A 23,734-nucleotide genomic window follows, 5' to 3' on the forward strand; every position below is an offset into this window, starting at 1 on the left:
CTGCCCCTTTCCCAGAGGCCGAACGCAGGCGTTGCGCAGGGGGCACCGCGGCAAGGATGCCGCGGTAGCCGCCCCCGGCCATGGATGGCCGATGGCGGCGGGCCCCCGGAGCAATGCCGGAGTGAGGGCATGCCGAGCCACAGCGAGGCACCGAATGGCGGGGCAAGAGCCCTTGGTTACTTGGGGCTATTCCAAGTGACTCGCTGTAAAAGCGAAACCGTAATCAGCCATCACCGCAGAAACGGATATGTACCCCAACAACCCTAAGTGAACAGCATCACGGTCTATCAACGAGGGCTTTCCGGCTTGTAACCCAATCGCAAACCACCCCAATGCCGGCCCTTGAGCATGATGGGCACCGAGAGGTCGTGCATAAGCTCACCGGTGTCGCGGGTGTAGGTTTGCAGCAGTACGGCCTGCTGATGGCTGCCGCAGCGGATCCCGGTGCGGTCGGCGAACTTGCGTTTGGTGCGGTTCTGCAAGGTATCGACCTGCGCATCACCGGTCAGTGGTTGGCTGAAGACCTTGTTGTGGGTCGGCACATAGCCCTGCTGCGTACAGGCGATGGCGAACACCAGGCCTTCATGACGCGGCAGCAAGGGTTCCTGGATCGCCGGCAAGACCTGATCGGCGTAGCGATCGAAGCGGGTCTGGTATTTGGCCGGGCTGGTGTTGGGAATGGTTTGGTAATTGCGGTCAAACAGGTCATCGAGGCTGACTCGGCCCTCATCGATATCCGCTTCAAAGCGCGCCGCGATCTGACTCGCGCCTTCGCGGGCCAGGTCATAAATCCGTTGGTGGTAGTCATCCAGCCCGACTTCGGCGAGGCGTTCGCTGATGGTTTCGGCCTGACCTTCCATTTGCACCGCGGCCTGGGCCAGGCGCTGGGTCTGTTGATCACTGATCGCCAAGTCGCTGCGCATCTGTTCGATGGCGTGAAACAGGCTGTCGAGTTGTTCGCGGTTGGTGTCGGCGCCACTGGCGATTTCCCCGACCTGGCTTTCGACGCCGGCAGCCAGACGCGCAATGTTCTCCAGGTGCTGACCGGTGTGCTCGACCTGCTCGACACCGGTGTCGAGATCGCTGGACAGTTGACGGATCTGCTCCACCACTTGCGCGGTGCGTTGCTGAATATCAGCGACCATTTCCCCGACTTCGCCAGTGGCCGTCGCCGTGCGCGCGGCCAGACCGCGAACCTCATCGGCCACCACCGCAAATCCGCGACCATGCTCGCCGGCCCGCGCCGCCTCGATCGCCGCGTTCAATGCCAGCAGATTGGTCTGGCTGGCGATGGATTGGATCACCAGCGTGACCCGCTGGATATCATCACTGCGCAGGCTCAGGGCTTCGATCAGTTCACGGCTGTTACTGGCGCGTTGACTGAGTTGATGCATGCGGGCGATGGACTCGATCAGCTCCGTACGTCCTGCCGCGCTGCTCCGATGCGCCTCGCTGGCCGCACTGAGCGCTTCCCGGCTGAGTGTCGAGGTGGCTTGTTCGGTCGCGATCATCACTTCGGCGTTGCTGACAATCTGCGCCGCGGCACCGAGCTGCGATTGCAGTTTGCCGGCCAGTTGCTTGACCGAAAAGGCCACACCGGCGGCAGACAACGCGTTATGACTGGTGGTGTAGGAAAGATCGCGAGTCAACTCGGCAATCGCGCTGGCGCTGTCGACGGGGGTTGCCTCAGGGATGGCGCGCGTGCGCAAGCGAGGTAGCCAGATCACCAGCACCGCCAATGGCAAGCCAAGGTAAAGCGACCAGCCGCCCAGCGTCATACCGCACAACAAGAGCATCAGGGCGATGCTTTGCAGAGTCGGCGTCAGCCAAAGGTTTTTCGGCAAAAGTACGGGTGCAGACACTGCTGCAACCACAGATCCGTCACGCGTCATCTTCGTCATCCCCCGAGCCATTCTAATTGTTGTATCGGCATTAAACGCCACTACAAGGCCATTATCTATGGTCCATTAGTAGTGGGCATTGCAGCAGATCAATAGAAGTGCGCGGGTTTTTCGCAGACGAAAAAAAGCATCGCGGGCAAGCCTTGCTCCTGACAGGAGTGAGGCTTGCCCGCGATGCGGGGCGTTACGAAATCAGGCCTGACGCTGGTGCTTGTCGATCTGTTCGTGACGCTCTTGAGCTTCGATGCAGTACTTGGTGGTCGGGCTGATCAGCAGGCGCTTCAGGCCAATGGCCTCGCCGCTGTCGTCGCACCAGCCAAAGCTGTCTTCCTTGATGCGTTCCAGAGCCTGTTCCAACTGAGGCAGCATGCGTTGGTCGCGATCGATCGCGTTCACCAGCCAGGTGCGTTCTTCTTCAACAGAAGCTGCGTCGGCCGGATCGGCCGGGGTGTCCAGGCTTTCGATGGCGATGCGGTTCTGTTCGATGCGCTCATGGGTTTCGACTTTCATGTTCTGCAACAGCTCAGAGAAAAAAGCATGTTGCTCGGCATTCATGTAGTCATCCGCCGGCATGGCCAGCAACTTGTCCTTTGTCATTGATATCTCTATAAAAAAACGTGCATTAAGGCGAATTAGGGAGCGTTCCGGCTGACCTGGGTCGGCCATCGGAACGGCGCCGTGTAATTCCAAGCGCCACCCGGCACTCAATTTACGAGGGGCGGCAGTCTAAGGCCGACTTGAGGCCTCAGCAACTGAAAAGACAGCGAATTTGTCCGACAAAGCCCTGAAAGTGCTCTATGGCAGTCTTTTCGGCGGTTATCGGAGTGCGTTTATAGCAAGAAATTCAATCGAGCGGCTGTATATAGAAGACAAACGGCTGCGCCACGCGGGTCAGGCGTGGCGCATTGCTGCTTTATCTGAGGCTCAGCGCTTGAGTTTGCGCTTGTTGCGGTACTGATCGATGACCACTGCGACCACGATGATCAGGCCTTTGATGATGTCCTGAATGTAGGCATCAACGCCGACGAAGGTGAAACCGCTGGCCATGACCCCGAGGATCAGTGCGCCGATGACCGTGCCGGTGATGCGCCCTACTCCGCCGGCCAGGCTGGTACCGCCGATCACGGCCGCGGCAATCGCGTCCAGCTCATAAGACATGCCCATCCCGGCCTGCCCGGTCGCGGCCCGTGCCGACGCCACCACACCCGCCAGGCCTGCCAGCAACCCGGCGATGCTGTAGACGATCACCAGATGCCGCTTGACGTTGATCCCCGAGGTACGCGCCGCCTGCATGTTGCCGCCGATGGCGTAGGTGTATTTGCCGTACTTGGTGTAACGCAGGGCGATGTGAAAGATCACCGCGACCACCAGGAAAATGATCACCGGCATCGCGCCGTGTCCGATCGCCGTGTAGGAATCCGAGAGCATGCTCACCGGTTGGCCTTCGGTGTAGTAACGCGCAAGGCCACGAGCCGAAACCATCATGCCGAGGGTGGCAATGAACGGCGGGATACCGGTAATGGCAATGATGCTGCCGTTGATCGCCCCCGCCAGCAGTCCCACCCCGAGCCCGGCAATCACCGGGATCCACACTGGCAAGTCAGTCAGCGACGGGAACACCGCCCGGGTGAAGTCCGACGTCTGCGCCAGACTGGCAGCGATCATCGCCGACAGCGCGAGCACCGAGCCGGAGGACAGGTCGATACCGGTGGTGATGATGACCTGGGTCACGCCGATCGCCAGCAGACCGATAATCGACACCTGCAGAATCATCAGCACCAGACGCTGGGAGTTCATCAGGAAGCTCTGGTCGCGCACGATCCAGCCAAACACTTCAAAGACCAGGCCGATGCCAATCAGCACCAGGAAAATACTCAACTCGGTCGGAAAGCGCCGGCGACTCTTGACCGGTGCCGTTGCTGGCTTGTTTTCCAGTATCGCGTTCATAAACACTCACCCTTCTATCGCGTCGCCGACGCTGGCCACAACCAGCGCCAGCATCCATTAGTGAACCGCGGACATGCCCGAGGCCAATTGCATCACTCGTTCCTGGGTCGCTTCGCTGCGGTCAAGGGTGCCCATCAGGTCGCCCTCGTGCATGACCATCACCCGGTCGCTCATGCCGAGCACTTCCGGCAGCTCCGAGGAAATCATGATCACCGCCATGCCTTCGCTGGCGAGGTAGGAAATGAGCCGATAGATCTCGGCCTTGGCGCCGACGTCGATACCGCGGGTCGGCTCGTCGAGAATCAGGATCCGTGGATTGGTCATCAGCCAGCGTGCCAACAATGCCTTCTGCTGATTACCGCCGGACAAGGTGTCGATGCACTGCTCCAGCGACGGGGTTTTGACCCGCAGCTTCTTGCACATGTCTTCGCACAGGGCGCGCAGGGCTTTTTGCTGGATGAAACCGTGGCCGGCGTAATGCGGCAACACCGCCATTTCCATGTTCTCCAGCACTGACAGGCACGGGAACAGGCCGCTGAGCTTGCGATCTTCGGTCAGTAACGCGAAGCCCTTCTCGATCGCCATGTGCGGATCGCTGATGCGCACCACTTCGCCGTCGAGACGAATCTCGCCACCGTCGCTCGGGGTAATGCCGAAAATCGCTTCGGCGACGTTGGTCCGTCCCGAGCCCATCAACCCGGCAATGCCGAGGATCTCGCCGGCGTGCAGGTCGAAGGAAACATCCTTGAAAATGCCGTCCAGTTTTAGGTCGCGCACCGACAGCAGCAGATCGCCGATCGGCTGTTCACGCACCGGGAACAACTGGCTCAGTTCGCGGCCGACCATCATCGATATCAGGCTGTCGCCGTCCATGCTGTCAGCCCGCTGCAAGCCGATGTAGGCGCCGTCACGGAATACCGCCACTTCATCGGCGATGCTGAACACTTCGTTCATTTTGTGGGTGATGTAGATGATGCCTTTGCCCTGACTCTTGAGGTCGGCAATGATCGAGAACAGATGCGCAACTTCCTTGTCGGTGATGGCCGAGGTCGGTTCATCCATGATCAGGATGTCGGAATCGTAGGACACCGCTTTGGCGATCTCGACCATCTGCCGTTCAGCGATGCTCAGGTTGCCGACCAGTTCTTCTGGATCGAGGTTGATCCGCAGGCGTTCCAGCAGTTTCGCCGTGCAGCGGTGCATCTCGCGGTGGTCGATCATATGGAAACCGTTGAGCTGCTCACGGCCGATCCAGATGTTCTCGGCGATGCTCATGTGCGGCATCAGGTTGAGTTCCTGGTGAATCATCGCGATTCCGGCCTGAAGCGCAGCCAATGGCGTTTCGAAAACCACCGGTTTGCCCCTCAGGCGCAATTCACCGGCGTCCGGCTGGTAGATGCCGGCAATGATTTTCATCAGGGTGGATTTGCCGGCGCCGTTTTCGCCCATCAAGGCCAGCACGGAACCGGGGCGTACCCGAAGCTGCACATCGGACAAGGCCACCACACCGGGAAATCCCTTGCTGACGTTGATGATCTCCAGCAGGTACGGCTCATCGACAGGTGTTGCAGCTGGCTGGATACCCACCAACGGGGTGCTCGAAGCAGTCGCTGAAGCGAACATGATCAGGTACTCCATCAGCAAGGTCGCGGTCGCAACCTTGCGTATTTATTGTTGTTATTGAACGGACGGGCTATTTGAACGTGTCGACGTTTTGCGGGGTGATCAAACGGTATGGCACCCACACGGCCTGTTCAACCGGCTCGTTCTTGGCCATTTTCACGGCGGTGTCGATCGAACCGTCCGCCTGACCCTTGGCGTCCTGGAACACCGAGACGGCCAGGGAACCCTTCTTCACCGCGTTCAAACCATCGGGCGTACCGTCGACACCGGCGATCAGCACGCTACCCTTTTCGACGCCGGCCTGTTGCAGGGCCATGGCCGCGCCAATCGCCATCTCGTCGTTGTTGGACACGATCGCGTCGAACTTGCGGCCCTGGGTCAGCCAGTCGTTGACCAGGGTCATACCCTTGTCCCGCAACCAGATGCCGGTCTGCTCTTGCTCGATCTTGATGTTCGGGTATTTGGCCAGAACGTCTTTGACGCCCTTGGTGCGGTTGGTGGTGGAGTTGTTCGCGAGGTCGCCCAGCAGAATCACGATGTCGCCCTTGCCACCCATTTTGTCGGCCAGGTACTGCATCTGCATTTCACCGGCCTCCAGATCGTTGGAGGCGACAGTGACCACGCCTTTGGGCAGCTTCAGGTCATCGGGGCGACGGTTGACGTAGACCAGCGGGATGCCGGCCTTGACGGCGGCTTCAGTGATTTTCTTGGTGGCGGCGGTATCCACCGGGTTGACCACGATGGCATCGACCTTCTGGCTGATGAAGCTTTCGACCTGGCTCAACTGCTTGACCACGTCGCTGCGGGCGTCTTCGAATTGCAGCTGCACGCCCTCGGGATAGGACTTGGCTTTCTTGTCCATGGATTCGCGCAGGTAGGTCAGCCAGGTGTCATCGAATTGGGACATGCTGACGCCGATCTTCATATCGGCGAGCGCCGCACCACTGGCGAACATCAGGGACAAGGCAAGTGAGGCGAAGCGGATCTTGGTCTTCATGAAAAGTCTTTCTCCACATTCTTGTTGGTTTTATGGATGAGGCGTGACGATTTCAGTAAGCAGGCAAGCGGGAAAAGGGTTGAAACAGGTAGCGAGGCAGGTCGCTGAAAATGACTTTATTAGAAAATAATTTCTATATCAACTCATTTTAGAATTTTATTCTGATTTTATTCCATGGCTCTTGAACGGGCTCAATTCCACCACTTGATGCCGCTCGGCGCTCAGTCGCGCAGCGTCTAGCACGCGGGTGGTCGCCAGTGCATCACGGGCATCCACAGGCAGTGGGCCACCGCTCTGCAACGCGGTTTGTAGCTGTAAATAGAACTGATTCCAGCAACCGCGCTCGGAGGGAACCCGTTCGCGCACTTCGCCCTGTTCGAACCAGCCCCAGCGGCGATGCTCTTCAACGCCCCAGCGTTCACCTTCGGATTTTGGCGAGAGCCCGGCGAGTGCCGATGCTTCTTGCCCGTCCAGGCCATCGACGCTGTAGCAACCTTGGGTGCCGGTCACCCGAAAGCGCGGGCCGGGGGTGTTTTGCAGGCAACTGCCACCCAGGTGTGAGGTCACACCGCTAGCGTGGGTCAGGGACATAAAGAAGCCGTTATCGAAGACCTGGCCTTTTTCCAGGTAATCCAGTTCGGCGTAGACCCGTGTCACCGGACCGAACAGCAACAACGCCTGATCCACCAGATGACTGCCCAGATCCCGCAAGAATCCGCCGCCACTGCCGTTGTTCACCGCCTGTGGCGAATAGCGCTCGATCCGCGATTCAAAACGGGTGACCTGGCCCAGCGCACCGGACTCGATGAGTTTGCGCACGGTCAGGAAATCCGAATCCCAGCGACGGTTCTGGTAGACGCTGAGCTGCACGCCCTGGCGCTCGGCCATGGTGATCAGGGTTTGGGCTTGCTGCGCGTCAGCGGCGAACGGTTTGTCGCTGACCACCGCCACCCCGTGTTCGATGCCATCGAGCACCAGCGCCGGACGGCCCTTGAGCGGCGTGGACACCACCAGCACATCGATCCCGGCCTCCACCAGTTGGCCGATGCTGTCGAACGCTGGCACCCCAGGGTGCTCGGCCGCCAGCAACTGTCGGCGTTCCGGTGAACGGGTGACCACACCGACGAACTTCGCCGCCGGCAAACTGCTGATCAGCGGAGCATGGAAAAACCGGCCACCATGGCCGTAACCGACAAGTCCGATACGCATGAATCAACTCCTCTAATGATCGTTCCCACGCTCTGCGTGGGAATGCCGCCATGGACGCTCTGCGTCCGCCGTTATGTGACGCGGAGCGTCACGGGATGCATTCCCACGCAGAGCGTGGGAACGATCGGTGTACACAAATTAGCGGTACAGTTCGCTTTTGACGCGTTCAAGCATCATCCGGTTGGACTCATCCGGCCGGTCTTCCCAGGCAAACACCGAGACTGTGGCGATGCCGTCGAACTGAATCTCGCGCAGGGTGCCGAAAAACGCATCCCAATCGACTTCGCCCTGACCGATGTCCAGATGCTGGTGCACGGTGGCAACGACACCCGGCGGGTTGACGATGTAGCGCAAGCCGGAAGAAGCCTTGTGGTTGTAGGTGTCGGCGATGATCAGGTGGCTCAGCTTCGACCCGGCATACTTGAGCATCGAGGCGATATCGCCTTTGCCGTCGTCATAGAAGAAGGTGTGCGGGGCCGCGTAAAGGTAGTTGATCCACTCGCGATCCAGACCGCGAATGATGTCCACCGATTCGTTGTTGCGTTCACAAAAGTCGTAAGGGTGCGCCTGGATATCCAGCTTGATACCTTCGCGCTCGAACTCCGGGATCAGCTCGTCCATGGAGCGCATGAACTGGTTCTCGCACACCAACGGGTTATCTGACTGGCCGGTGAACTCGGTGTTGACCAGCTCGCAATTCATCTCTACGGCAATCTGGATCGCACGCTTCCAGTTGCGTACGGCGGCAACACGCAGGCCTTCGTCGGCAGCGGCCCAGTGGTACATCGGTAACAAGGAAGAGAGCTTGACCCCGGTATCGCTCAGGGCTTTGCGAAACTCCTTGATCCGCGCCTTGTCGACCCGCGGAGCTTTGTAGAACGGCAGGAAATCTTCCCGGGGCGAGAGTTCGATGTGTTCGTAACCGAGTTCGGCGACCTTATCGACCATCTTGCCCAGGGACAGGGTGCGGTACATGTAGGGATCTAGTGCGATGCGCATGTTCTTGTTCTCCTTCACCCGACGCTGATCGTTCCCACGCTCTGCGTGGTAATGCATCAATGGACGCTCTGCGTCCGCTTTTGGGACGCGGAGCGTCCCGGGCTGCATTCCCACGCGGAGCGTGGGAACGATCATTACGGGGGTTAGCCGTAGAAGTGTGGGCGGTCAGGGAGAGCAACTTTGACGATTGCCCCGCTGTTCTGTGCTTCGATGCACGCGTCTGCTGCGACGGCAGCGGCGAAGCCATCCCATGCCGATGGGCCGCCAACTTGGCCAGCGCGCACACCATCGATGAACGCCTGCAACTCGACGTCGTACGCCGCAATAAACCGATCCTTCCAGTCCATCAGAATCGCGTTGGACAACTTCGCCCCGCTGCGCATCTGAACCTGCGACGGCTCGGGCAGTTTGGCGATGCCGGTCTCCCCCACCACTTCGCACTGGATGTCGTAGCCGTATTGGCAATTAACGAACACTTCCACGTCGATGCGCGTGCCCTTGGCGGTTTCCAGCAGCACGATCTGTGGGTCTTTCAAATGCGCGAGGGCCTTGCTGCTCTTGCGCGGGAACACCACTTGCACCGACACGTAATCGTCATCGAGCAACCAGCGCAACACATCCAGCTCATGGATCAGCGTGTCGGTGATCGCCATGTCGGTCTTGTAGTTTTCACCCACTGTCGGGTTGCGGTGCGCGCAGTGCAGCATCAATGGCTCACCAATCTGACCGCTGTCGATCACGGCTTTCAGTGCCCGATAACCTTCGTCATAAGGGCGCATGAAACCGACCTGGACCAAGCGTTTGCCGTGGGCCACTTCGGCCTCGACAATCTTGCGGCAGCCTTCAGCGGTGACCGCCAGCGGCTTCTCGCAGAACACCGGCTTACCCGCCGCAATCGCCGCCAGCACGAACTCTTCGTGGCTCGGGCCCCAGGAGGTGACGAGGATCGCTTCGACTTCTGGCGCCTTGATCAGCGCGTGGCCGTCGGGATAGACCTCGGCGGTTAGTTTCAGGTCTGAAACGACCTTCGCGGCTTGCTGCAAGTTGATGTCGGTTACAGCTACTACCTGGCTATTGAGCAAGGTCTGACTGCAACGACGGATGTGATCCTGGCCGATGGCCCCGGTGCCGATGACGCCGATCCGCAGTGAATTAGAGAGCAATGACATGAAGATTCTCCTGTGAAAATTTGTTGTTGGTTTCAGGGGCAATCAGTACTGACGGGCCTTGGCCAGTCGTTCATTCAGGGTCTTGGCCACTGCATCGGTGCGGGCGCTGGTGGAGACTTGCGCCACGCCGACCCGCCACCACGACAGGTATTTGTGAATCATGGTTTTGGGCAGAACCTTGATGTCGATCAGCGTCGACACCGTCTGCAATCGCGCATCGGCCAATGCCGCTTGCAGTTCTTCAACCGTGTTCACCTTGTAGGTCTTGCAGCCATAAGCCGCCGCGCTCATAGCGAAATCCACCGGCACAAAACCGCCGTCGAGCTTGCCGGTTTCCGGGTTGCGGAACCGGAACTCGGTGCCGAAGCTGTCCATGCCGTGTTCCATCTGCAGGTTGTTGATGCAACCGAAGGTCATGTTGTCGAGCAACACCACGTTGATCTTGCGCCGCTCCTGAATCGAGGTCGCCAGCTCGGAATGCAGCATCATGTAAGAGCCGTCGCCAACCAGCGCGTAGACCTCTCGATCCGGCTCGGCGAGTTTCACGCCCAGCGCGGCGTTGACCTCATAACCCATGCAGGAATAACCGTACTCGACGTGATAGGTGTTCACCCCCTTGCTGCGCCAGCTGCGCTGCAAGTCACCGGGCAGGCTGCCGGCGGCGGCGACGATCACGGCATCATCGGCGAGGGTTTCATTGAGCACGCCGAGCACGCGGCTCTGGGTCAGGCAGGAACCGGTCAGCTCGATGAATTCGCGCAGCACCGCCGGGTCCATGTGGTCGTTGATTTCCGGGATGAAGTCTTTGCTCTGGTATTCGACCTGATAGATACGGTCGACTTCCTCGTCCAGTTGCGCCTTGGCCTGACGCGGTTGATCGCCCCATGCCGAACGGTAATCGCCCAAGGCTTCAGCCAAGGCTTGCAAGCCGACTTTGGCGTCCGCCAACAGTTGCACGCCGTCGAGTTTCAAGGCATCGCAGGGGCTGATGTTCAGGTTGAGAAATTGCACATCCGGATGCTGGAACAGGGATTTCGACGCGGTGGTGAAATCGCTGTAGCGGGTGCCGACACCGATGATCAGATCCGCATCCCTGGCCAACAGGTTCGCGGCCAGGCAACCGGTTTCGCCAATGCCGCCAACGTTCAGCGGATGACTGGACACCACCGCACTCTTGCCGGCCTGGGTTTCGGCGAAGGGAATATCGAAGCGCTCCGCAAACGCCTGCAAGACGGAATTGGCGCCGGAGTATCTGACCCCGCCACCGCAAATGATCAGCGGCTTGCGCTTGCCTTTGAACAGCGCCAGCGCATCACCCAGCATCGCTTCAGTCGCCGGACGACGCTCGATGCGGTGCACGCGTTTTTGCAGGAAGTAATCGGGGTAGTCGTAGGCCTCGGCTTGCACATCTTGTGGCAAGGCCAGGGTCACCGCGCCGGTTTCGGCGGGGTCGGTGAGCACACGCATGGCGTGGATCGCTGCCGTCATGAGTTGCTCGGGACGGTTGATGCGGTCCCAGTATTTGCTCACGGCCTTGAATGCGTCGTTGGTGCTGATGCTCAGGTCGTGGAACTGCTCGATCTGTTGCAGCACCGGGTCCGGTTGGCGGCAGGCATAGACATCGCCGGGCAACAGCAGCAAGGGAATGCGGTTGGCGGTCGCCGTCGCGGCAGCGGTCAGCATGTTCGCTGCGCCCGGGCCTACTGATGAGGAGCAGGCGTAGATCTTGCGCCGCAGGTGTTGCTTGGCGAAACCGATGGCCGCGTGGGCCATGCCTTGCTCGTTGCGCCCCTGATGGACGATCAGGTCGCCGCTGTCCTGCTCCAGGGCTTGGCCCAGGCCCAGCACGTTGCCGTGACCGAAAATGGTAAAGATCCCGGCGACGAATTTGCTTTGAACCCCATCGACCTCGATGTACTGGTTATCGAGGAATTTCACCAGGGCCTGGGCCATGGTCAGTCGTGTCGTAGTCATGCTTGCACCTTCCTTTGAAGCTAAATCCGGTGTGTGCTGTGAAATGCGATCAACTGTGGGAGCGGGCTTGCTCGCGAAGGCTGTGTGTCAGGCGACATCAATATTGGATGTGCCGCCGTCTTCGCGAGCAAGCCCGCTCCCACATTGGATCTCCATCAACCTGATAACAGTGTCAGGCCAGGGATTTTTGCAGGTGTTCCATGCTCGCGCCGATCGCCTGCTGGATATCCGCCAGGCCATGGACGCTGTCGGCAAACGGTTCGAACGACAGGTAGCCGCTGTAACCGCTGCCGAGCAAGGTGTCGATCTGCGCCGCGTTGCCGAGGATGTCGCCCTCGCCCACCAGCACCCGGTGGCCGTCGCGAATGGTCGCCAACGGTGCCTCGGCATCCTCGACACCGGAGATGTGCACCAGCCCGGTCAGCTCGGGGAAGAACTCATGCTCGCTGGCCAGGTGATGGTGAAAGGTGTCGTGAACCAGACGGAATACATCCAGCCCGCCGATGGCGGCGATCGCGTCCACTGCCGTGCGTTTACGGCGCAGCGAGCACTCTTCGAAACCCAGCGGTTCGATGAAACCGAGAATGCCGTGTTCGCGCAGGATCGGCGCCAGTTCAGTCAACGCCGTGCGCAGACCCGAAGCGCGTGCGGCCTCGTTACGCGGGTCGGCACGGTCGTTGAGCGGGCACATGACCAACCCTTGAGCGCCGCAATTACGTGCATAAGCGGCCAGCTTCAAGGCTTGTGCACGGCGCTCGTCATTCCACACATCAAACGGATACAGCGCGTTGATCGACAGCACGGCAATGCCTTTGGCGGCACACAACTCCCGGACGCGCTCGGGCGCGGTGCCGTCTTCGATCTCGATACCTTTAAGGTCGTTGCGAATTTCGATGGCGTCGGCCTTGAGGGTCACCGCCAACTCGATGAACGCCGGCAGGGACAAACGTGGGGCGACCATACGGTTCAGGGCGAAACGCAGGGGTTTGCTCATTATTGTTGTTCTCCGCACAGGTGAATTAGTTGGCCGTCGGCATGCTGAATTCAGGGCCTTTGGCAATGCTGTCAGGCCAGCGCTGCATCACGCTTTTGTAGCGGCTGTAGAAGCGGATGCCTTCTTCGCCGTAAGCGTGGTGATCGCCGAACAGCGAGCGTTTCCAGCCGCCGAAAGAGTGCCAGGCCATCGGCACCGGAATCGGCACGTTGATGCCAACCATGCCGACCTTGATCGTACGGGCGAAGGCTCGGGCGATGCCGCCGTCGCGGGTGAAACAGGACACGCCGTTGCCGAACTCATGGGCGTTGATCAACGCGACGGCGCTGGCGAAGTCCGGCACCCGCACGATGCCCAGCACCGGGCCGAAAATTTCCTGTTGGTAGATGCTCATCTCGGTCGTGACGTTATCGAACAGCGTGGCGCCGACGAAGAAGCCGTTCTCGGCGCCCGGCACCTTGAAGTTGCGGCCATCGACAATCAGCTGCGCGCCCTGGGCCACGCCTTCATCGATGAAACCTTCGACTTTGGCCTTGTGCTCGGCAGTCACCAACGGCCCCATGTCGCTGTCGCCCTTCAGGCCGTTGCCGACTTTCAGTTGATCGATACGCGGTAGCAGTTTGGCAATCAGTTGGTCGCCGACATCGCCCACCACTACGGCAATCGAAATCGCCATGCAGCGCTCGCCAGCCGAGCCGTAAGCGGCACCAATCAAGGCATCGGCCGCTTGATCCAGATCCGCGTCAGGCATGACGATCATGTGATTCTTCGCCCCGCCCAGTGCCTGCACACGCTTGCCGCGGGAGGTGGCTTGCTGGTGGATGTACTCGGCAATCGGCGTCGAGCCGACAAAGGAAATCGCCTCGATGTCCGGGTGTTGCAGCAACGCGTCGACGGCGGTCTTGTCACCCTGAACCACGTTGAACACACCGTCCGGCAAACCGGCTTCGCTCAACAATCGGGCCATCAGCAAACTGGCGGACGGATCGCGCTCGGACGGCTTGAGGATGAAGCAGTTACCGGTGATCAGCGCCAGCGGGATCATCCACAGCGGCACCATCACCGGGAAGTTGAACGGCGTGACGCCAGCGCACACGCCCAGCGGCTGACGCAGGTTCCAGTTATCGATGCCGCCGCCGATGTTGTCGCTGAACTCGGTTTTCAGCAGGTTCGGCGCACCGCAGGCGTACTCGACGATTTCAATGCCCCGGGTGACTTCGCCCTTGGCGTCGGAAAACACCTTGCCGTGTTCGCGGCTGATGATTTCTGCCAGCTCATCGTGATGTTGGTCGAGCAATTCCTTGAACTTGAACATCACCCGCGAACGGCGCAGGGACGATTGTTCGGACCAGGCCGGAAACGCTTTCAGGGCCGAGGCGACGGCTTCGTCTACGGTCTTCTGGCTGGCCAGCCCGACTCGCGCCTGGACGCTGCCGGTGGCCGGGTTGAAGACATTGCTGAACCGTTCGCTGCTGCTGTCTTGCACTTGACCGTGGATGTAATGGCCGATGATCGGGGCGTTGCTCATTGATCGTGTTCTCCGTGCAGAGGTTGGAATTCAGGCTTTTTAGTTCAGAGATCAAGCAGCCAGCTGTGCTGCGGATCGTTATGGAACTGCCAGACACGTTTCGGGCCGGCCATCACGTTCAGGTAGTACGACTCGTAGCCGTACGGCACGCTGACCGGGTGATAGCCCTTGGGCACGACCACGAGGTCGCTGTTTTCCACGGCCATGGCCTGATCGATGCTGCGATCGTCGGTGTAGACCCGTTGGAACACGAAGCCCTGGGGCGGGTTGATCTGGTGGTAATAGGTTTCTTCGAGAAAGCTCTGGTGCGGCAGGTCGTCGGTGTCGTGCTTGTGCGGCGGGTAGCTCGAGGAGTGACCCGACGGCGTACGCACTTCCACCACCAGCAGCGAATGGGCCGGCTCGGTGTCCGGCAGAATGTCGCAGACGTATCGGGTGTTGGCGCCTTTACCGCGCACGCTACGTTTCATGGTGTCGGGTTTGATCAGCCGTGGACCGAGGCCGTTGGTGGTCGAACCGGGCGCGGCGCATACAGCGATTTGCACATCGCTGAGCGCGACCACTTGCGCCTGACTGCCGGGTGGCAAGTACGCGGCGAAGGGTGATTTGTCTTCGAACACCGACTGACGATCACCAATGTTGTCCCAGTCGAACGCACCCTGCCCCGGCGCTTCGCCCTTGATGCTGACTCGACCGCTGAGCAGCACCAGGCACAGTTCTTTATCACCGGCCGACACCGGCAGGGTTTCGCCCAGGCTCAAGCGGTAAGCAGCGAAGCCGACGTATTCCAGCTCACCTTTACCCAGCTCGACCATGGTCCGGCCACGGGCGTTGCTTTTGACCAGCAGGCTCATAATGCAATCCTCTCGTCGAGCAGCGCACGCAAGGTGTCGTAGCCTTTTTTGGCATAGACATAACTCGGCGCCACCGCCGGATCCTGTTCGGCTTCGACCACCAGCCAGCCGTGGTAACCGGCCGCCAGCAGCACGTCGAGCAAGCCGCCGAAATCGATGTCGCCATCGCCGGGCACGGTGAACGTGCCGTTGATGATGCAGTCCGGGAAGCTCCACAGATTGTTGCGCGCCAGTTGCACCACCGGTTTGCGCACGTCCTTGAAATGCACGTGGCAGATGCGTTCGATGTGTTTGCGCAGCACCTGCAACGGTTCGCCGCCACCCATGTAGCAATGGCCCGAATCGAACAGCAGGCCGACTTCACTGCCGGTCAACGCCATCAACTTGTCGATGTCTGCCGGGGATTCGACGTAGGCGCCCATGTGATGGTGGTAGGCCAGGCGCACGCCTTGGGACAGGGTGAAGCGCGCCAGTTCGGTGAGCTTGTCGGCGTATTCCTGCCAGGCTTGTTCGGTGTGGAAACGCGGGCGTTCAACCAGCGGGATGCGCTGACCTTGAATGGAGTCAGCGACTTCACCGTACACCAGCACCTTGGCGCCGTTCTTCGCCAACAGCTCGACATGGCTGCCGATGGCGTCGATTTCTTCGGCCACCGAGCGGCGGGCCAGACGACTGGAATACCAGCCGGACACCAGCGCCAGGTCGTAAGGGCGCAGTACATCGCCGACACCCTTGGCGTCTTTGGGGAATTTGCCGTTGAGTTCGAAACCTTCGTAGCCGATTTCCTTGCCTTCACTCAGGGCGGTGCTCAGCGGCGTCTCGCCACCGAGGGACGGCAGGTCGTCGTTGCTCCAGGAGATCGGGTTGATGCCAATTCGAATAGCGGGCATGGCTGCACCTTTTATTGTTTTACACAAATCAGTAAGACCGGCACGGAACCCCTGTGGGAGCGGGCTTGCTCGCGAAGAGGCCGGCACATTCAACATTTTTGTCGCCTGACACACCGCTTTCGCGAGCAAGCCCGCTCCCACATTGGTACTGCGGTGTTTCTTCAGGCCCGGGCCGTGCGCCAGGCGTCGATCAGTTCGACAAACGTCCCCTGCACCTGGCGGATCAACGTTTCATCGTCGATTTCACCGGCCATCCACGCGCGGCTCGGTTCCTGGAAAATCGTCCGGCCGACTGCAAACCCACGGCAAGTCTGGCTCTGGCTGGCCTGCTGAAACCCTTCGGCCAACGCCGCCGCTGGCGCATTCAGCCCCAGCAACACCACGCCACGGCAGTACGGATCACGCTCCTGAATCAGCTCGTCGAGTTGCTTCCACTCTTCGGCACTCTGCGCTTCGATCTTCCACCACGCCGGGTAAATGCCCAGGTTGTAGAGGCGTTTCAGCGCTCGATACAACACGTCCGAATGGGTCGACGGATGATCCTTGGGCGGGATGATTTCCAGCAGCAGTTCATGACCGCTGACCTGGGATGCCTGATACAAACCCTTGATCTGTGCTTCCTGTTCCAGTCGCAGCAGCGGCTCGTCGTCGGGGTGAAATTGCACCAGGCACTTGATGATCTGTTCCTGCGGCCAGGCAATCAGGTTGCTGCCGATGGAGCGCCCATGTTCGAAGGCCAATGGCCGCGAACCCTGCACTTCCACCGGACGCGCCACCCACCAGCCGCGACCGGTGGCGGCGTTCAGCGAGTCCTGGCCAAAACGTTGATCGGCCAGCAGCCCGACATCGGCGTCGATGCCTTGCTTGCGCAAATCGGCTTCGACCCTCTCCACGGCTTTGATAAACAGTTGCTTGAGTTCGCCGATGGCGTTCAGGTCGCGACCGCCCTTGTGCGCCAGTTCCACCAGTTGCCCGCGATGGTCGAAAGCAAAAATGAACAGTTGCTTCCACTGTTTGCGCGGCACACTGACCTGATGCAGACGCTGCAACACCGCGTCCTGATCCGGCCGAGTAATCGGCACCGGGCTGTTAAACAGATAGTCGAGTTCGGCGCGGGTCGGCATGGCCGGGGCGCAGGCATGGCGCGACACCACCAGACCGCCGCAGGCATTGGCCAACTGGCAGCAGCGCTCGTCGCTCGCATCCTCCAGCCAGCCGCTCAAGAAACCGGACATGAACGCATCGCCGGCCCCCAGCACATTCAACACTTCCACCCGAACGCCGGGGTAAATGGCGCCGTCCTCGAGACGTGCCGGGATCACCCCGTGAATCACCGTGCAGCCTTGCGGGCCGAGCTTGACCACCAGGGTCGCCGCGCTCAGGCGCCGCACATTACGCAGCGCGGTGAGCAAGTCCTCGGAACCGCCGGCAATCAGGAATTCTTCTTCCGTGCCGACGATCAGGTCGAAACGCGGGAGGATTTTCTGCACGTGCTGGCTGACGTTCTGGTCGGCAACGAAACGGGTTTCGCCGTCGGCCTTGCCGGCCAGGCCCCAGAGTACCGGGCGATAGTCGATATCCAGCACCCGTTTGACGTTGTGCTTCTCGGCATAGTCCAGCGCCTGGATGCTCGCCTTGTAGACGCCGTCGGTGGAGAAATGGGTGCCGGTGATCAGCAAGGCTTTGCTGGAAGCGATGAAGGCTTCACTGATGTCTTCAGCCCGCAGCGCCATGTCGGCACAATTTTCACGGTAGAAGACCAACGGAAAGGTTTCACGATCCTTGAGGCCCAGCAGGACCATGGCGGTCAGGCGTTCCGGATCGACCTTGATGCCGCTGACATCGCAACCTTCGCGGGTCAGGGATTCAACGAGGAAGCGGCCCATGTGGTCGTCCCCTACCCGGCTCAGCATCGCCGATTTCAGACCCAGCCGCGCCGTGCCGAAGGCGATGTTGGCGGACGATCCACCGAGGTATTTGGCGAAGCTTGAAACATCTTCCAACCGCGCCCCGACTTGCTGCGCATAGAGATCGACGCCCAGGCGCCCCAGGCAAATCAGATCCAATTGACGCCCACTGGCAAAACGAGTCTGGCCCATGCTGGCTCCTGTTATTTTTATCAGCCTGCGTTCGGGGCGGTGGCCGCACCGAACACTCTTGGTGGATGCAGACTAAAACGTCCGGGACCGAACAATCAATAATTATTCCAAATATTTTTTACGTGGAATATTTTTTCCAATAAGCTTTGGTACAGGCGTTCCAGTGGCAGTGCATCGTTTCAGCACACCTCACACTGCCCGCAAGCTCAAGATTTTATTCCGGCCTACCCTGTAGACTGCGCACAGCCAACCTATTGTCAGGGGATGACGCCATCTGTCCTCCCTATAAGAACAAGCCAGAAGGATTCCTTATGACCCGCACCGATCAGCCGGCGACGACCGAGAGCACGCCCGACAGCGATCTCGCCAGCCCCCCGATCAATGCCGAGCGTCTGCTGCAGCTGATCACCAACGAATACGAAAGCCTGCCGCGCCAGCTCAAACGCATCGCCAGTTACATGAGCCAGCAGAGCGACCGGATCATGGTCGACCGCATCAGCGACATCGCCCGCGAGTGCGAAGTGCACCCGTCGGCGATCGTGCGGTTTTCCCAGCGCTTCGGGTTCAGCGGCTTCAGCGAAATGCAGGCGCTGTTCCGCGAGGCCTACACCCACAAGACCACGCCGGTGCAGAACTACCAGCAGCGCATTCGCAGCATGATCGCCAACAAGTCGCAGAAGGCCAGCGGCGGCGACCTGGCGCGCGAGTGCATCAATGCGACCCTGTCGGGCATCGAACGCCTGGGGCTGGAACTCGATGACCAAGCCTTCGACAAGGCCGTCGACCTGGTGGTGAATGCCGACAACATCTACGTGGTCGGGGTGCGCCGTTCGTTCGCGGTGGCCGACTACCTGGTCTACAACCTGCAACACACCAACAAGCGCATCCATCTGGTTTCGGGGCTCGGCGGCAGCTACCGCGAGCAGATGCGCAGCGTGCGCGCCAATGACTTGGTGATCGCTATCAGCTTCACGCCCTACGGCAAGGAAACCCAGCACTGCCTGCGCATCGCCCAACACCATCAGGCGAAAACCCTGATCATCACCGACAGCAACCTCTCGCCTCTGGCCAAGCGCGCCAACACCGTGCTGCTGGTCAACGAAGGCAGTTCGTTTGCGTTCCGTTCGTTGAGTGCGACGCTGTGCCTGTGTCAGGCGCTGTTTATCGCTGTGGCCTATCGGCTGGAATTGAAGGTCGATGAGATTCACGAGCAGGTCGGCTTCGAAGATTAGCGCCCACGCCGTTTGCAGCTCGCTGAAGCTAAACTAAGGTTGTCCATCCCGAAATGGACATCTGAAGGAGCGGTTCAATGAAGCTGATCGGCATGCTGGATTCACCCTATGTGCGGCGCGTCGCCATCTCTGCCAAACGCCTTGGCATCCCACTGGAACACCAGTCGGTTTCGGTGTTTCGGCATTTCGAGCAATTCCAGCAGATCAACCCGGTGGTCAAGGCGCCCACCCTGGTGCTCGACGACGGCGAGGTGTTGATCGACTCGACGTTGATCCTCGATTACCTCGAAGCCATGGCCGGTCCTGGCAAGAGCCTGATGCCCAGCGATCTCGCGCAACGCCTGCGCTCGTTGCGCCTGATCGGCCTGGCGTTGGCGGCGTGCGAAAAGTCCGTGCAGCTCTACTACGAACGCAACCTGCGGCCGGCGGACATTCAATTTGAACCGTGGGTGGAGCGGGTCGAAGGACAATTGGCGGCCGCCTATTCGGCGCTGGAGCGGGAGCTGGAAATGCAGCCGCTGAAGACTGACGGGACGATTGCTCAAGACGGGATTACGTTGGCGGTGGCGTGGAGTTTCACCAATCTGGTGGTGCCGGATCAGGTGGATGTGAATCGGTTTCCACAGATCAGTGCGTTTACGGCGTATGCCGAAGGGCTTGAGGTGTTTGTCAGTACACCGATCGAATAGATGGATTTTTTGTGCCTTATCCGACCCCTTCGCGAGCAAGTCGAATCGTCGCACCGCCGCTCCCACAGGAGAATACCGTCAACTGTGGGAGCGGGCTTGCTCGCGAAGAGGCAGTCACATTCAACATCAAGGTGGCCGCCAGCCCGCTCACACAAAAACGCCGCTTCCACCAAAGGTAGAAGCGGCAGAGGTATGTGCTCCAGTGGTATCAGGTGAACAGAGCGATCAGGATGATGATCGGGATCGGTACGCCGAGAAAGAACAGCAGTAATGAGCGCATGAGAGTTCTCCTGGGTTAACGAACAGGTACTGAAGTGGTGGATACATAAGCGTCGGTTTCGAGGTACTCGACCGCATCCCGACGACGGCCACCGAAAGTTGCAGCAAGGCTGGCGAAAAACGCGCCAATCAGCAGTGCAATGAACATCCACAGCGAGGTCATTGCAGCCACCTTCGCAGCCGTATCAGCGGCTTGTTGGGCGGCGAGTTTGGCGTCGGCTACGGCCTTCTGGGTGCGGGCATACACTTCATCAACACGACGTTCGGCGTCCGCTTGAGTGAGGTTGGTCCGTTGGGCAACCAGTTGCGCCAGGTAGATGCGGTCTTCGGCAGCCAGTTGACCGTCGTTGCTCAGGCTGCGCACGAAGATGCGCGTCACGGTGCCACGAACGGCGTCATCACTGACCGCCGCCGGGCGATCATCGCGGAACAGGCTGTCGACGAAGTAACCGTACGGGTCACTGTCAGTGTTGCCGACAGCCGTGCCGGCTGCTTGAGTCGCGGCACTCGCGGCGCCACCGACCACACTCGCCCCGGCCTGCACGCCACCGCTGACAATGCTGCTGACCGAACCGACTACCAGCGTCGCCGTCACCAGCGTTGCCACGCACCAGGCCAGAAAGCCATGGGCGGTGTCACGGAAGTAAACCTCATCACCGTGCATGTACGCCCACTTCACCCGCAGACGACCGGCGATGTAACCGCCAAGTCCGGACGCCACGATTTGTGTAGCCGCCAACCAGACAATCGTTGAAATGCCCAGGCCTTTGGCGCTCACCCCTTCATTGGCCCACGGCGACACCGCCGAAAAACCCAGGCCAAAGCCGAGCAACACGAGGATCAGTGACAACGCTGCCGCCGCAGCGGCCCCCGCGAAGATCGCCCCCCAGGACACGCCAGAGAGCGTGCTCGTTTCTTCTGCGACAGGATAGAAACCATCAGAGGATCTATTCATTGTTATATCGCTCCAGGCAGGAAAGATGGTGTTACAACTCTTCAACGGAGGAAGTGCAGTCACCGTGCCAGTCGCCAACTTTAAATAAGACTCTGGATTTCAATGATTTATAAAGTTTGAACTTCCAATGGCCATGCAATTTGCAAGGAACTGTCTGTTGCGGCGGGTTTTATGCATTGACCAGAAACGGTGTTTTAAATGGAAAGATCAAAAGATCGCAGGCTGCGATCTTTTCGTTGTACATGAAGTTTTATTTAGGAAGCCTGCCATCATTTCTTGGCAAAATGCCGCTCAACGTTGAGTACTCCTAATCAGGCCCGCCCTATGCCCCGCATCTTGACCATCGAAGACGACGCCGTGACCGCCCGGGAAATCGTCGCCGAACTGAGCAGCCACGGCCTCGACGTGGATTGGGTCGACAACGGCCGCGAAGGTCTGGCGCGCGCAGTCAGCGGCAACTACGACCTGATCACCCTCGACCGCATGCTCCCGGAGCTTGATGGTCTGGCGATTGTCACCACGTTGCGGACCATGGGCGTGGCCACGCCGATTCTGATGATCAGCGCCCTCTCCGACGTCGATGAGCGTGTGCGCGGCTTGCGCGCGGGCGGTGACGATTACCTGACCAAACCGTTCGCCACCGATGAAATGGCCGCCCGGGTTGAAGTCCTGCTGCGCCGGCAGAACACCGTGACCTCCCAGGTCACCACGTTGCGGGTGGCGGATCTGGAGCTGAACCTGATCAGCCACGAAGCCAGCCGCGACGGTCAGCTGCTGACGCTGTTGCCCACCGAGTACAAGCTGCTGGAATTCCTGATGCGCAACACCGGACAGATTCTGTCGCGGATGATGATTTTCGAAGAGGTCTGGGGTTACCACTTCGACCCCGGCACCAACCTGATCGACGTGCACATCGGCCGGCTGCGCAAAAAGATCGACCCGCCAGGCAATGTCCCACTGATTCGGACCGTGCGAGGCTCGGGTTATGTCATTGCTGAACCCCTCTAACGGCTGGCGCTCATCCAGCAGCCGTTTGCTGGCGCTCTACAGTTCGCTGTTCGTGCTCTGGAGCGGGATTCTCATGGGGGTCATGTACTACGAAGTTTCCGCCTACCTGGATAACCTGGCCAAACACTCGCTGATGCAACGTCAGCATTTGTTTTCGCACTTTCAGGGCGAACAATTGGCGGACGCCCTCGCCGTCAGCATGACCTTCGACATTCGCGGCATCGACGCTTATGGCCTGTTCGATGCTCAGCACCGCTACCTCAGCGGTGCCCTGCGTCACATGCCCAAAGGCCTGCCGCTGGATGGCAAGATTCACATGCTCGGCGACTGCGCCGACTCTGACGACCCAAGCCTGCCCGCCGACAGCTGCGATGCGGTAGCGACCCAGACCAAGGACGGTCGCTGGCTCGTGCTGGTGCGGGATAACGGTTCGTTGTTTGCCGTCACCCGGATCATTCTTCATGCATTGCTCTGGGGTATGACGCTGACCATCTTGCCCGGCATCGCTGGTTGGCACCTGTTGCGGCGGCGTCCGTTGCGGCGGATTCGTGCGATCCAGGCCAGCGCCGAGGCCATCATCGCCGGTGACCTGACCCGTCGCCTGCCATTGTCCAATCGCCGCGATGAGCTGGACATGCTCGCCGCCATCGTCAACGCCATGCTCGAGCGTATCGAACGCTTGATGAACGAGGTCAAGGGCGTCTGCGACAACATCGCCCACGACCTGCGCACGCCGCTGACGCGCCTGCGGGCGCAGCTGTACCGGATTCAGCAACAGGCTGATGAGGGTTCGACGCTGGCGGTGCAACTGGACTCAGTGCTCGGTGAAGCGGACACCTTGATGGCGCGTTTTCGAGGGTTGCTGCGGATTTCCGAGCTGGAAGATCGTCAGCGGCGTTCGGGTTTTGTGCAGCTGGATCCGGTGCCGTTGTTGCAGGAACTGCATGACTTTTATCTGCCACTGGCGGAAGAAGGCGAACTGGTTTTCAAGCTGCAACTGCCTGACGTCTTGCCGCCACTGAATGGCGACCGCGCGTTGCTATTCGAAGCGGTGGCGAACCTGCTGAGCAACTCGATCAAGTTCACACCGCCAGGTGGCGAGGTGATTTTGCGGGGGATCAATGAGGGGGAATTTACCCGGATCGAAGTGCTCGATTCGGGTCCTGGCATTCCGATGGCCGAACGAGAGGCGGTGTTCCAGCGTTTCTATCGTGCCGACGGCGGCAACCAGAAAAGCGGGTTCGGGTTGGGGCTGTCGATCGTTGCGGCGATTGTGAGCTTGCATGGGTTTACGCTTGAGGTGGGCACCAGTGAACTTGGAGGGGCGCGGTTGGTGCTGGATTGCCGGCAGAGTTTGATTCCTCCCGATTGATCGTTCCCACGCTCC

General features: G+C 59.9%; 19 protein-coding genes. 4 read left to right on the forward strand and 15 right to left on the reverse strand.

The window, feature by feature from the left end; all coding sequences use genetic code 11:
- Positions 1-287: 287 nt before the first annotated feature.
- The 14 genes from CKW16_RS23850 to iolC form a co-directional block, all read right to left on the reverse strand.
- Complete coding sequence (locus CKW16_RS23850; RefSeq protein ID WP_371918050.1) at positions 288-1,913, reverse strand: methyl-accepting chemotaxis protein; 1,626 nt, start codon at positions 1,911-1,913, stop codon at positions 288-290.
- A gap of 180 nt (positions 1,914-2,093) precedes the next feature.
- Entirely contained in the window at positions 2,094-2,498 is a 405-nt protein-coding gene (locus CKW16_RS23855; protein WP_007907888.1) for a TraR/DksA family transcriptional regulator, read from the reverse strand.
- 327 nt (positions 2,499-2,825) lie between these two features.
- Positions 2,826-3,848: an ABC transporter permease gene (locus CKW16_RS23860; protein WP_095131174.1), complete on the reverse strand. Its 1,023-nt coding sequence runs from the start codon at positions 3,846-3,848 to the stop codon at positions 2,826-2,828.
- 57 nt (positions 3,849-3,905) lie between these two features.
- A complete protein-coding gene (locus tag CKW16_RS23865) occupies positions 3,906-5,471 on the reverse strand; it encodes a sugar ABC transporter ATP-binding protein (RefSeq protein WP_095131176.1) in 1,566 nt (521 codons plus the stop codon).
- A 70-nt stretch (positions 5,472-5,541) separates the two neighbouring features.
- A complete protein-coding gene (locus CKW16_RS23870; RefSeq protein ID WP_095131178.1) occupies positions 5,542-6,468 on the reverse strand; it encodes a sugar ABC transporter substrate-binding protein in 927 nt (308 codons plus the stop codon).
- A gap of 156 nt (positions 6,469-6,624) precedes the next feature.
- Positions 6,625-7,677: a Gfo/Idh/MocA family protein gene (locus CKW16_RS23875; protein WP_095131180.1), complete on the reverse strand. Its 1,053-nt coding sequence runs from the start codon at positions 7,675-7,677 to the stop codon at positions 6,625-6,627.
- A 138-nt stretch (positions 7,678-7,815) separates the two neighbouring features.
- Positions 7,816-8,676: a sugar phosphate isomerase/epimerase family protein gene (locus tag CKW16_RS23880; protein WP_095131182.1), complete on the reverse strand. Its 861-nt coding sequence runs from the start codon at positions 8,674-8,676 to the stop codon at positions 7,816-7,818.
- A gap of 143 nt (positions 8,677-8,819) precedes the next feature.
- Complete coding sequence (locus CKW16_RS23885) at positions 8,820-9,845, reverse strand: Gfo/Idh/MocA family protein (protein ID WP_095131184.1); 1,026 nt, start codon at positions 9,843-9,845, stop codon at positions 8,820-8,822.
- A gap of 42 nt (positions 9,846-9,887) precedes the next feature.
- Positions 9,888-11,819, reverse strand: a complete 1,932-nt coding sequence (gene iolD, locus CKW16_RS23890; RefSeq protein ID WP_095131186.1) for a 3D-(3,5/4)-trihydroxycyclohexane-1,2-dione acylhydrolase (decyclizing) — start codon at positions 11,817-11,819, stop codon at positions 9,888-9,890.
- A gap of 172 nt (positions 11,820-11,991) precedes the next feature.
- Complete coding sequence (locus CKW16_RS23895; protein ID WP_095131188.1) at positions 11,992-12,813, reverse strand: TIM barrel protein; 822 nt, start codon at positions 12,811-12,813, stop codon at positions 11,992-11,994.
- Between the two features lie 25 nt (positions 12,814-12,838).
- On the reverse strand, positions 12,839-14,341 hold the full coding sequence (locus CKW16_RS23900) for a CoA-acylating methylmalonate-semialdehyde dehydrogenase (RefSeq protein ID WP_095131190.1): 1,503 nt from the start codon (positions 14,339-14,341) through the stop codon (positions 12,839-12,841).
- A 44-nt stretch (positions 14,342-14,385) separates the two neighbouring features.
- On the reverse strand, positions 14,386-15,195 hold the full coding sequence (gene iolB, locus CKW16_RS23905) for a 5-deoxy-glucuronate isomerase (RefSeq protein WP_095131192.1): 810 nt from the start codon (positions 15,193-15,195) through the stop codon (positions 14,386-14,388).
- A complete protein-coding gene (iolE, locus tag CKW16_RS23910; protein ID WP_095131194.1) occupies positions 15,192-16,085 on the reverse strand; it encodes a myo-inosose-2 dehydratase in 894 nt (297 codons plus the stop codon). Before iolE ends, iolB begins: the two co-directional genes overlap by 4 nt.
- A gap of 161 nt (positions 16,086-16,246) precedes the next feature.
- Positions 16,247-18,184 carry a 5-dehydro-2-deoxygluconokinase gene (gene iolC, locus CKW16_RS23915; RefSeq protein ID WP_095131196.1) on the reverse strand — a complete coding sequence of 646 codons (1,938 nt, stop codon included), beginning with the start codon at positions 18,182-18,184 and terminating at the stop codon, positions 16,247-16,249.
- A 311-nt stretch (positions 18,185-18,495) separates the two neighbouring features.
- Between iolC and CKW16_RS23920 the strand changes: the two genes are divergently transcribed.
- Both CKW16_RS23920 and CKW16_RS23925 read left to right on the forward strand, forming a co-directional pair.
- Positions 18,496-19,416 carry a MurR/RpiR family transcriptional regulator gene (locus CKW16_RS23920; protein ID WP_033057626.1) on the forward strand — a complete coding sequence of 307 codons (921 nt, stop codon included), beginning with the start codon at positions 18,496-18,498 and terminating at the stop codon, positions 19,414-19,416.
- Positions 19,417-19,493: 77 nt separating this feature from the next.
- Complete coding sequence (locus CKW16_RS23925) at positions 19,494-20,105, forward strand: glutathione S-transferase N-terminal domain-containing protein (RefSeq protein WP_095131198.1); 612 nt, start codon at positions 19,494-19,496, stop codon at positions 20,103-20,105.
- A 295-nt stretch (positions 20,106-20,400) separates the two neighbouring features.
- On the opposite strand, the gene CKW16_RS23930 is transcribed toward CKW16_RS23925, so the two are convergent.
- The gene (locus CKW16_RS23930; RefSeq protein ID WP_095131206.1) at positions 20,401-21,339 is read right to left on the reverse strand and encodes a hypothetical protein; all 939 of its coding nucleotides are present in this window, start codon (positions 21,337-21,339) and stop codon (positions 20,401-20,403) included.
- A 324-nt stretch (positions 21,340-21,663) separates the two neighbouring features.
- Here CKW16_RS23930 and CKW16_RS23935 point away from each other — a divergent pair, with 324 nt between their 5' ends.
- Positions 21,664-22,347 (forward strand): response regulator transcription factor, encoded by a 684-nt coding sequence (locus CKW16_RS23935; RefSeq protein ID WP_095131208.1) that lies wholly within the window; start codon positions 21,664-21,666, stop codon positions 22,345-22,347.
- A complete protein-coding gene (locus tag CKW16_RS23940) occupies positions 22,325-23,719 on the forward strand; it encodes a HAMP domain-containing sensor histidine kinase (RefSeq protein ID WP_095131210.1) in 1,395 nt (464 codons plus the stop codon). The genes CKW16_RS23935 and CKW16_RS23940 overlap by 23 nt, the downstream gene beginning before the upstream one ends.
- Positions 23,720-23,734 lie beyond the last annotated feature (15 nt).

Origin of the sequence: Pseudomonas sp. Irchel s3h14 (genome assembly GCF_900187425.1) — a bacterium.
Taxonomy (GTDB): Bacteria; Pseudomonadota; Gammaproteobacteria; order Pseudomonadales; family Pseudomonadaceae; genus Aquipseudomonas.

Excerpts from the sequence above, each read along its gene's own strand:
- CKW16_RS23850 (WP_371918050.1), bottom strand. The coding sequence starts at position 1,913 with ATGGCTCGGGGGATGACGAAGATGACGCGTGACGGATCTGTGGTTGCA.
- CKW16_RS23855 (WP_007907888.1), bottom strand. The coding sequence starts at position 2,498 with ATGACAAAGGACAAGTTGCTGGCCATGCCGGCGGATGACTACATGAAT.
- CKW16_RS23860 (WP_095131174.1), bottom strand. The coding sequence starts at position 3,848 with ATGAACGCGATACTGGAAAACAAGCCAGCAACGGCACCGGTCAAGAGT.
- CKW16_RS23865 (WP_095131176.1), bottom strand. The coding sequence starts at position 5,471 with ATGTTCGCTTCAGCGACTGCTTCGAGCACCCCGTTGGTGGGTATCCAG.
- CKW16_RS23870 (WP_095131178.1), bottom strand. The coding sequence starts at position 6,468 with ATGAAGACCAAGATCCGCTTCGCCTCACTTGCCTTGTCCCTGATGTTC.
- CKW16_RS23875 (WP_095131180.1), bottom strand. The coding sequence starts at position 7,677 with ATGCGTATCGGACTTGTCGGTTACGGCCATGGTGGCCGGTTTTTCCAT.
- CKW16_RS23880 (WP_095131182.1), bottom strand. The coding sequence starts at position 8,676 with ATGCGCATCGCACTAGATCCCTACATGTACCGCACCCTGTCCCTGGGC.
- CKW16_RS23885 (WP_095131184.1), bottom strand. The coding sequence starts at position 9,845 with ATGTCATTGCTCTCTAATTCACTGCGGATCGGCGTCATCGGCACCGGG.
- iolD (WP_095131186.1), bottom strand. The coding sequence starts at position 11,819 with ATGACTACGACACGACTGACCATGGCCCAGGCCCTGGTGAAATTCCTC.
- CKW16_RS23895 (WP_095131188.1), bottom strand. The coding sequence starts at position 12,813 with ATGAGCAAACCCCTGCGTTTCGCCCTGAACCGTATGGTCGCCCCACGT.
- CKW16_RS23900 (WP_095131190.1), bottom strand. The coding sequence starts at position 14,341 with ATGAGCAACGCCCCGATCATCGGCCATTACATCCACGGTCAAGTGCAA.
- iolB (WP_095131192.1), bottom strand. The coding sequence starts at position 15,195 with ATGAGCCTGCTGGTCAAAAGCAACGCCCGTGGCCGGACCATGGTCGAG.
- iolE (WP_095131194.1), bottom strand. The coding sequence starts at position 16,085 with ATGCCCGCTATTCGAATTGGCATCAACCCGATCTCCTGGAGCAACGAC.
- iolC (WP_095131196.1), bottom strand. The coding sequence starts at position 18,184 with ATGGGCCAGACTCGTTTTGCCAGTGGGCGTCAATTGGATCTGATTTGC.
- CKW16_RS23920 (WP_033057626.1), top strand. The coding sequence starts at position 18,496 with ATGACCCGCACCGATCAGCCGGCGACGACCGAGAGCACGCCCGACAGC.
- CKW16_RS23925 (WP_095131198.1), top strand. The coding sequence starts at position 19,494 with ATGAAGCTGATCGGCATGCTGGATTCACCCTATGTGCGGCGCGTCGCC.
- CKW16_RS23930 (WP_095131206.1), bottom strand. The coding sequence starts at position 21,339 with ATGAATAGATCCTCTGATGGTTTCTATCCTGTCGCAGAAGAAACGAGC.
- CKW16_RS23935 (WP_095131208.1), top strand. The coding sequence starts at position 21,664 with ATGCCCCGCATCTTGACCATCGAAGACGACGCCGTGACCGCCCGGGAA.
- CKW16_RS23940 (WP_095131210.1), top strand. The coding sequence starts at position 22,325 with ATGTCATTGCTGAACCCCTCTAACGGCTGGCGCTCATCCAGCAGCCGT.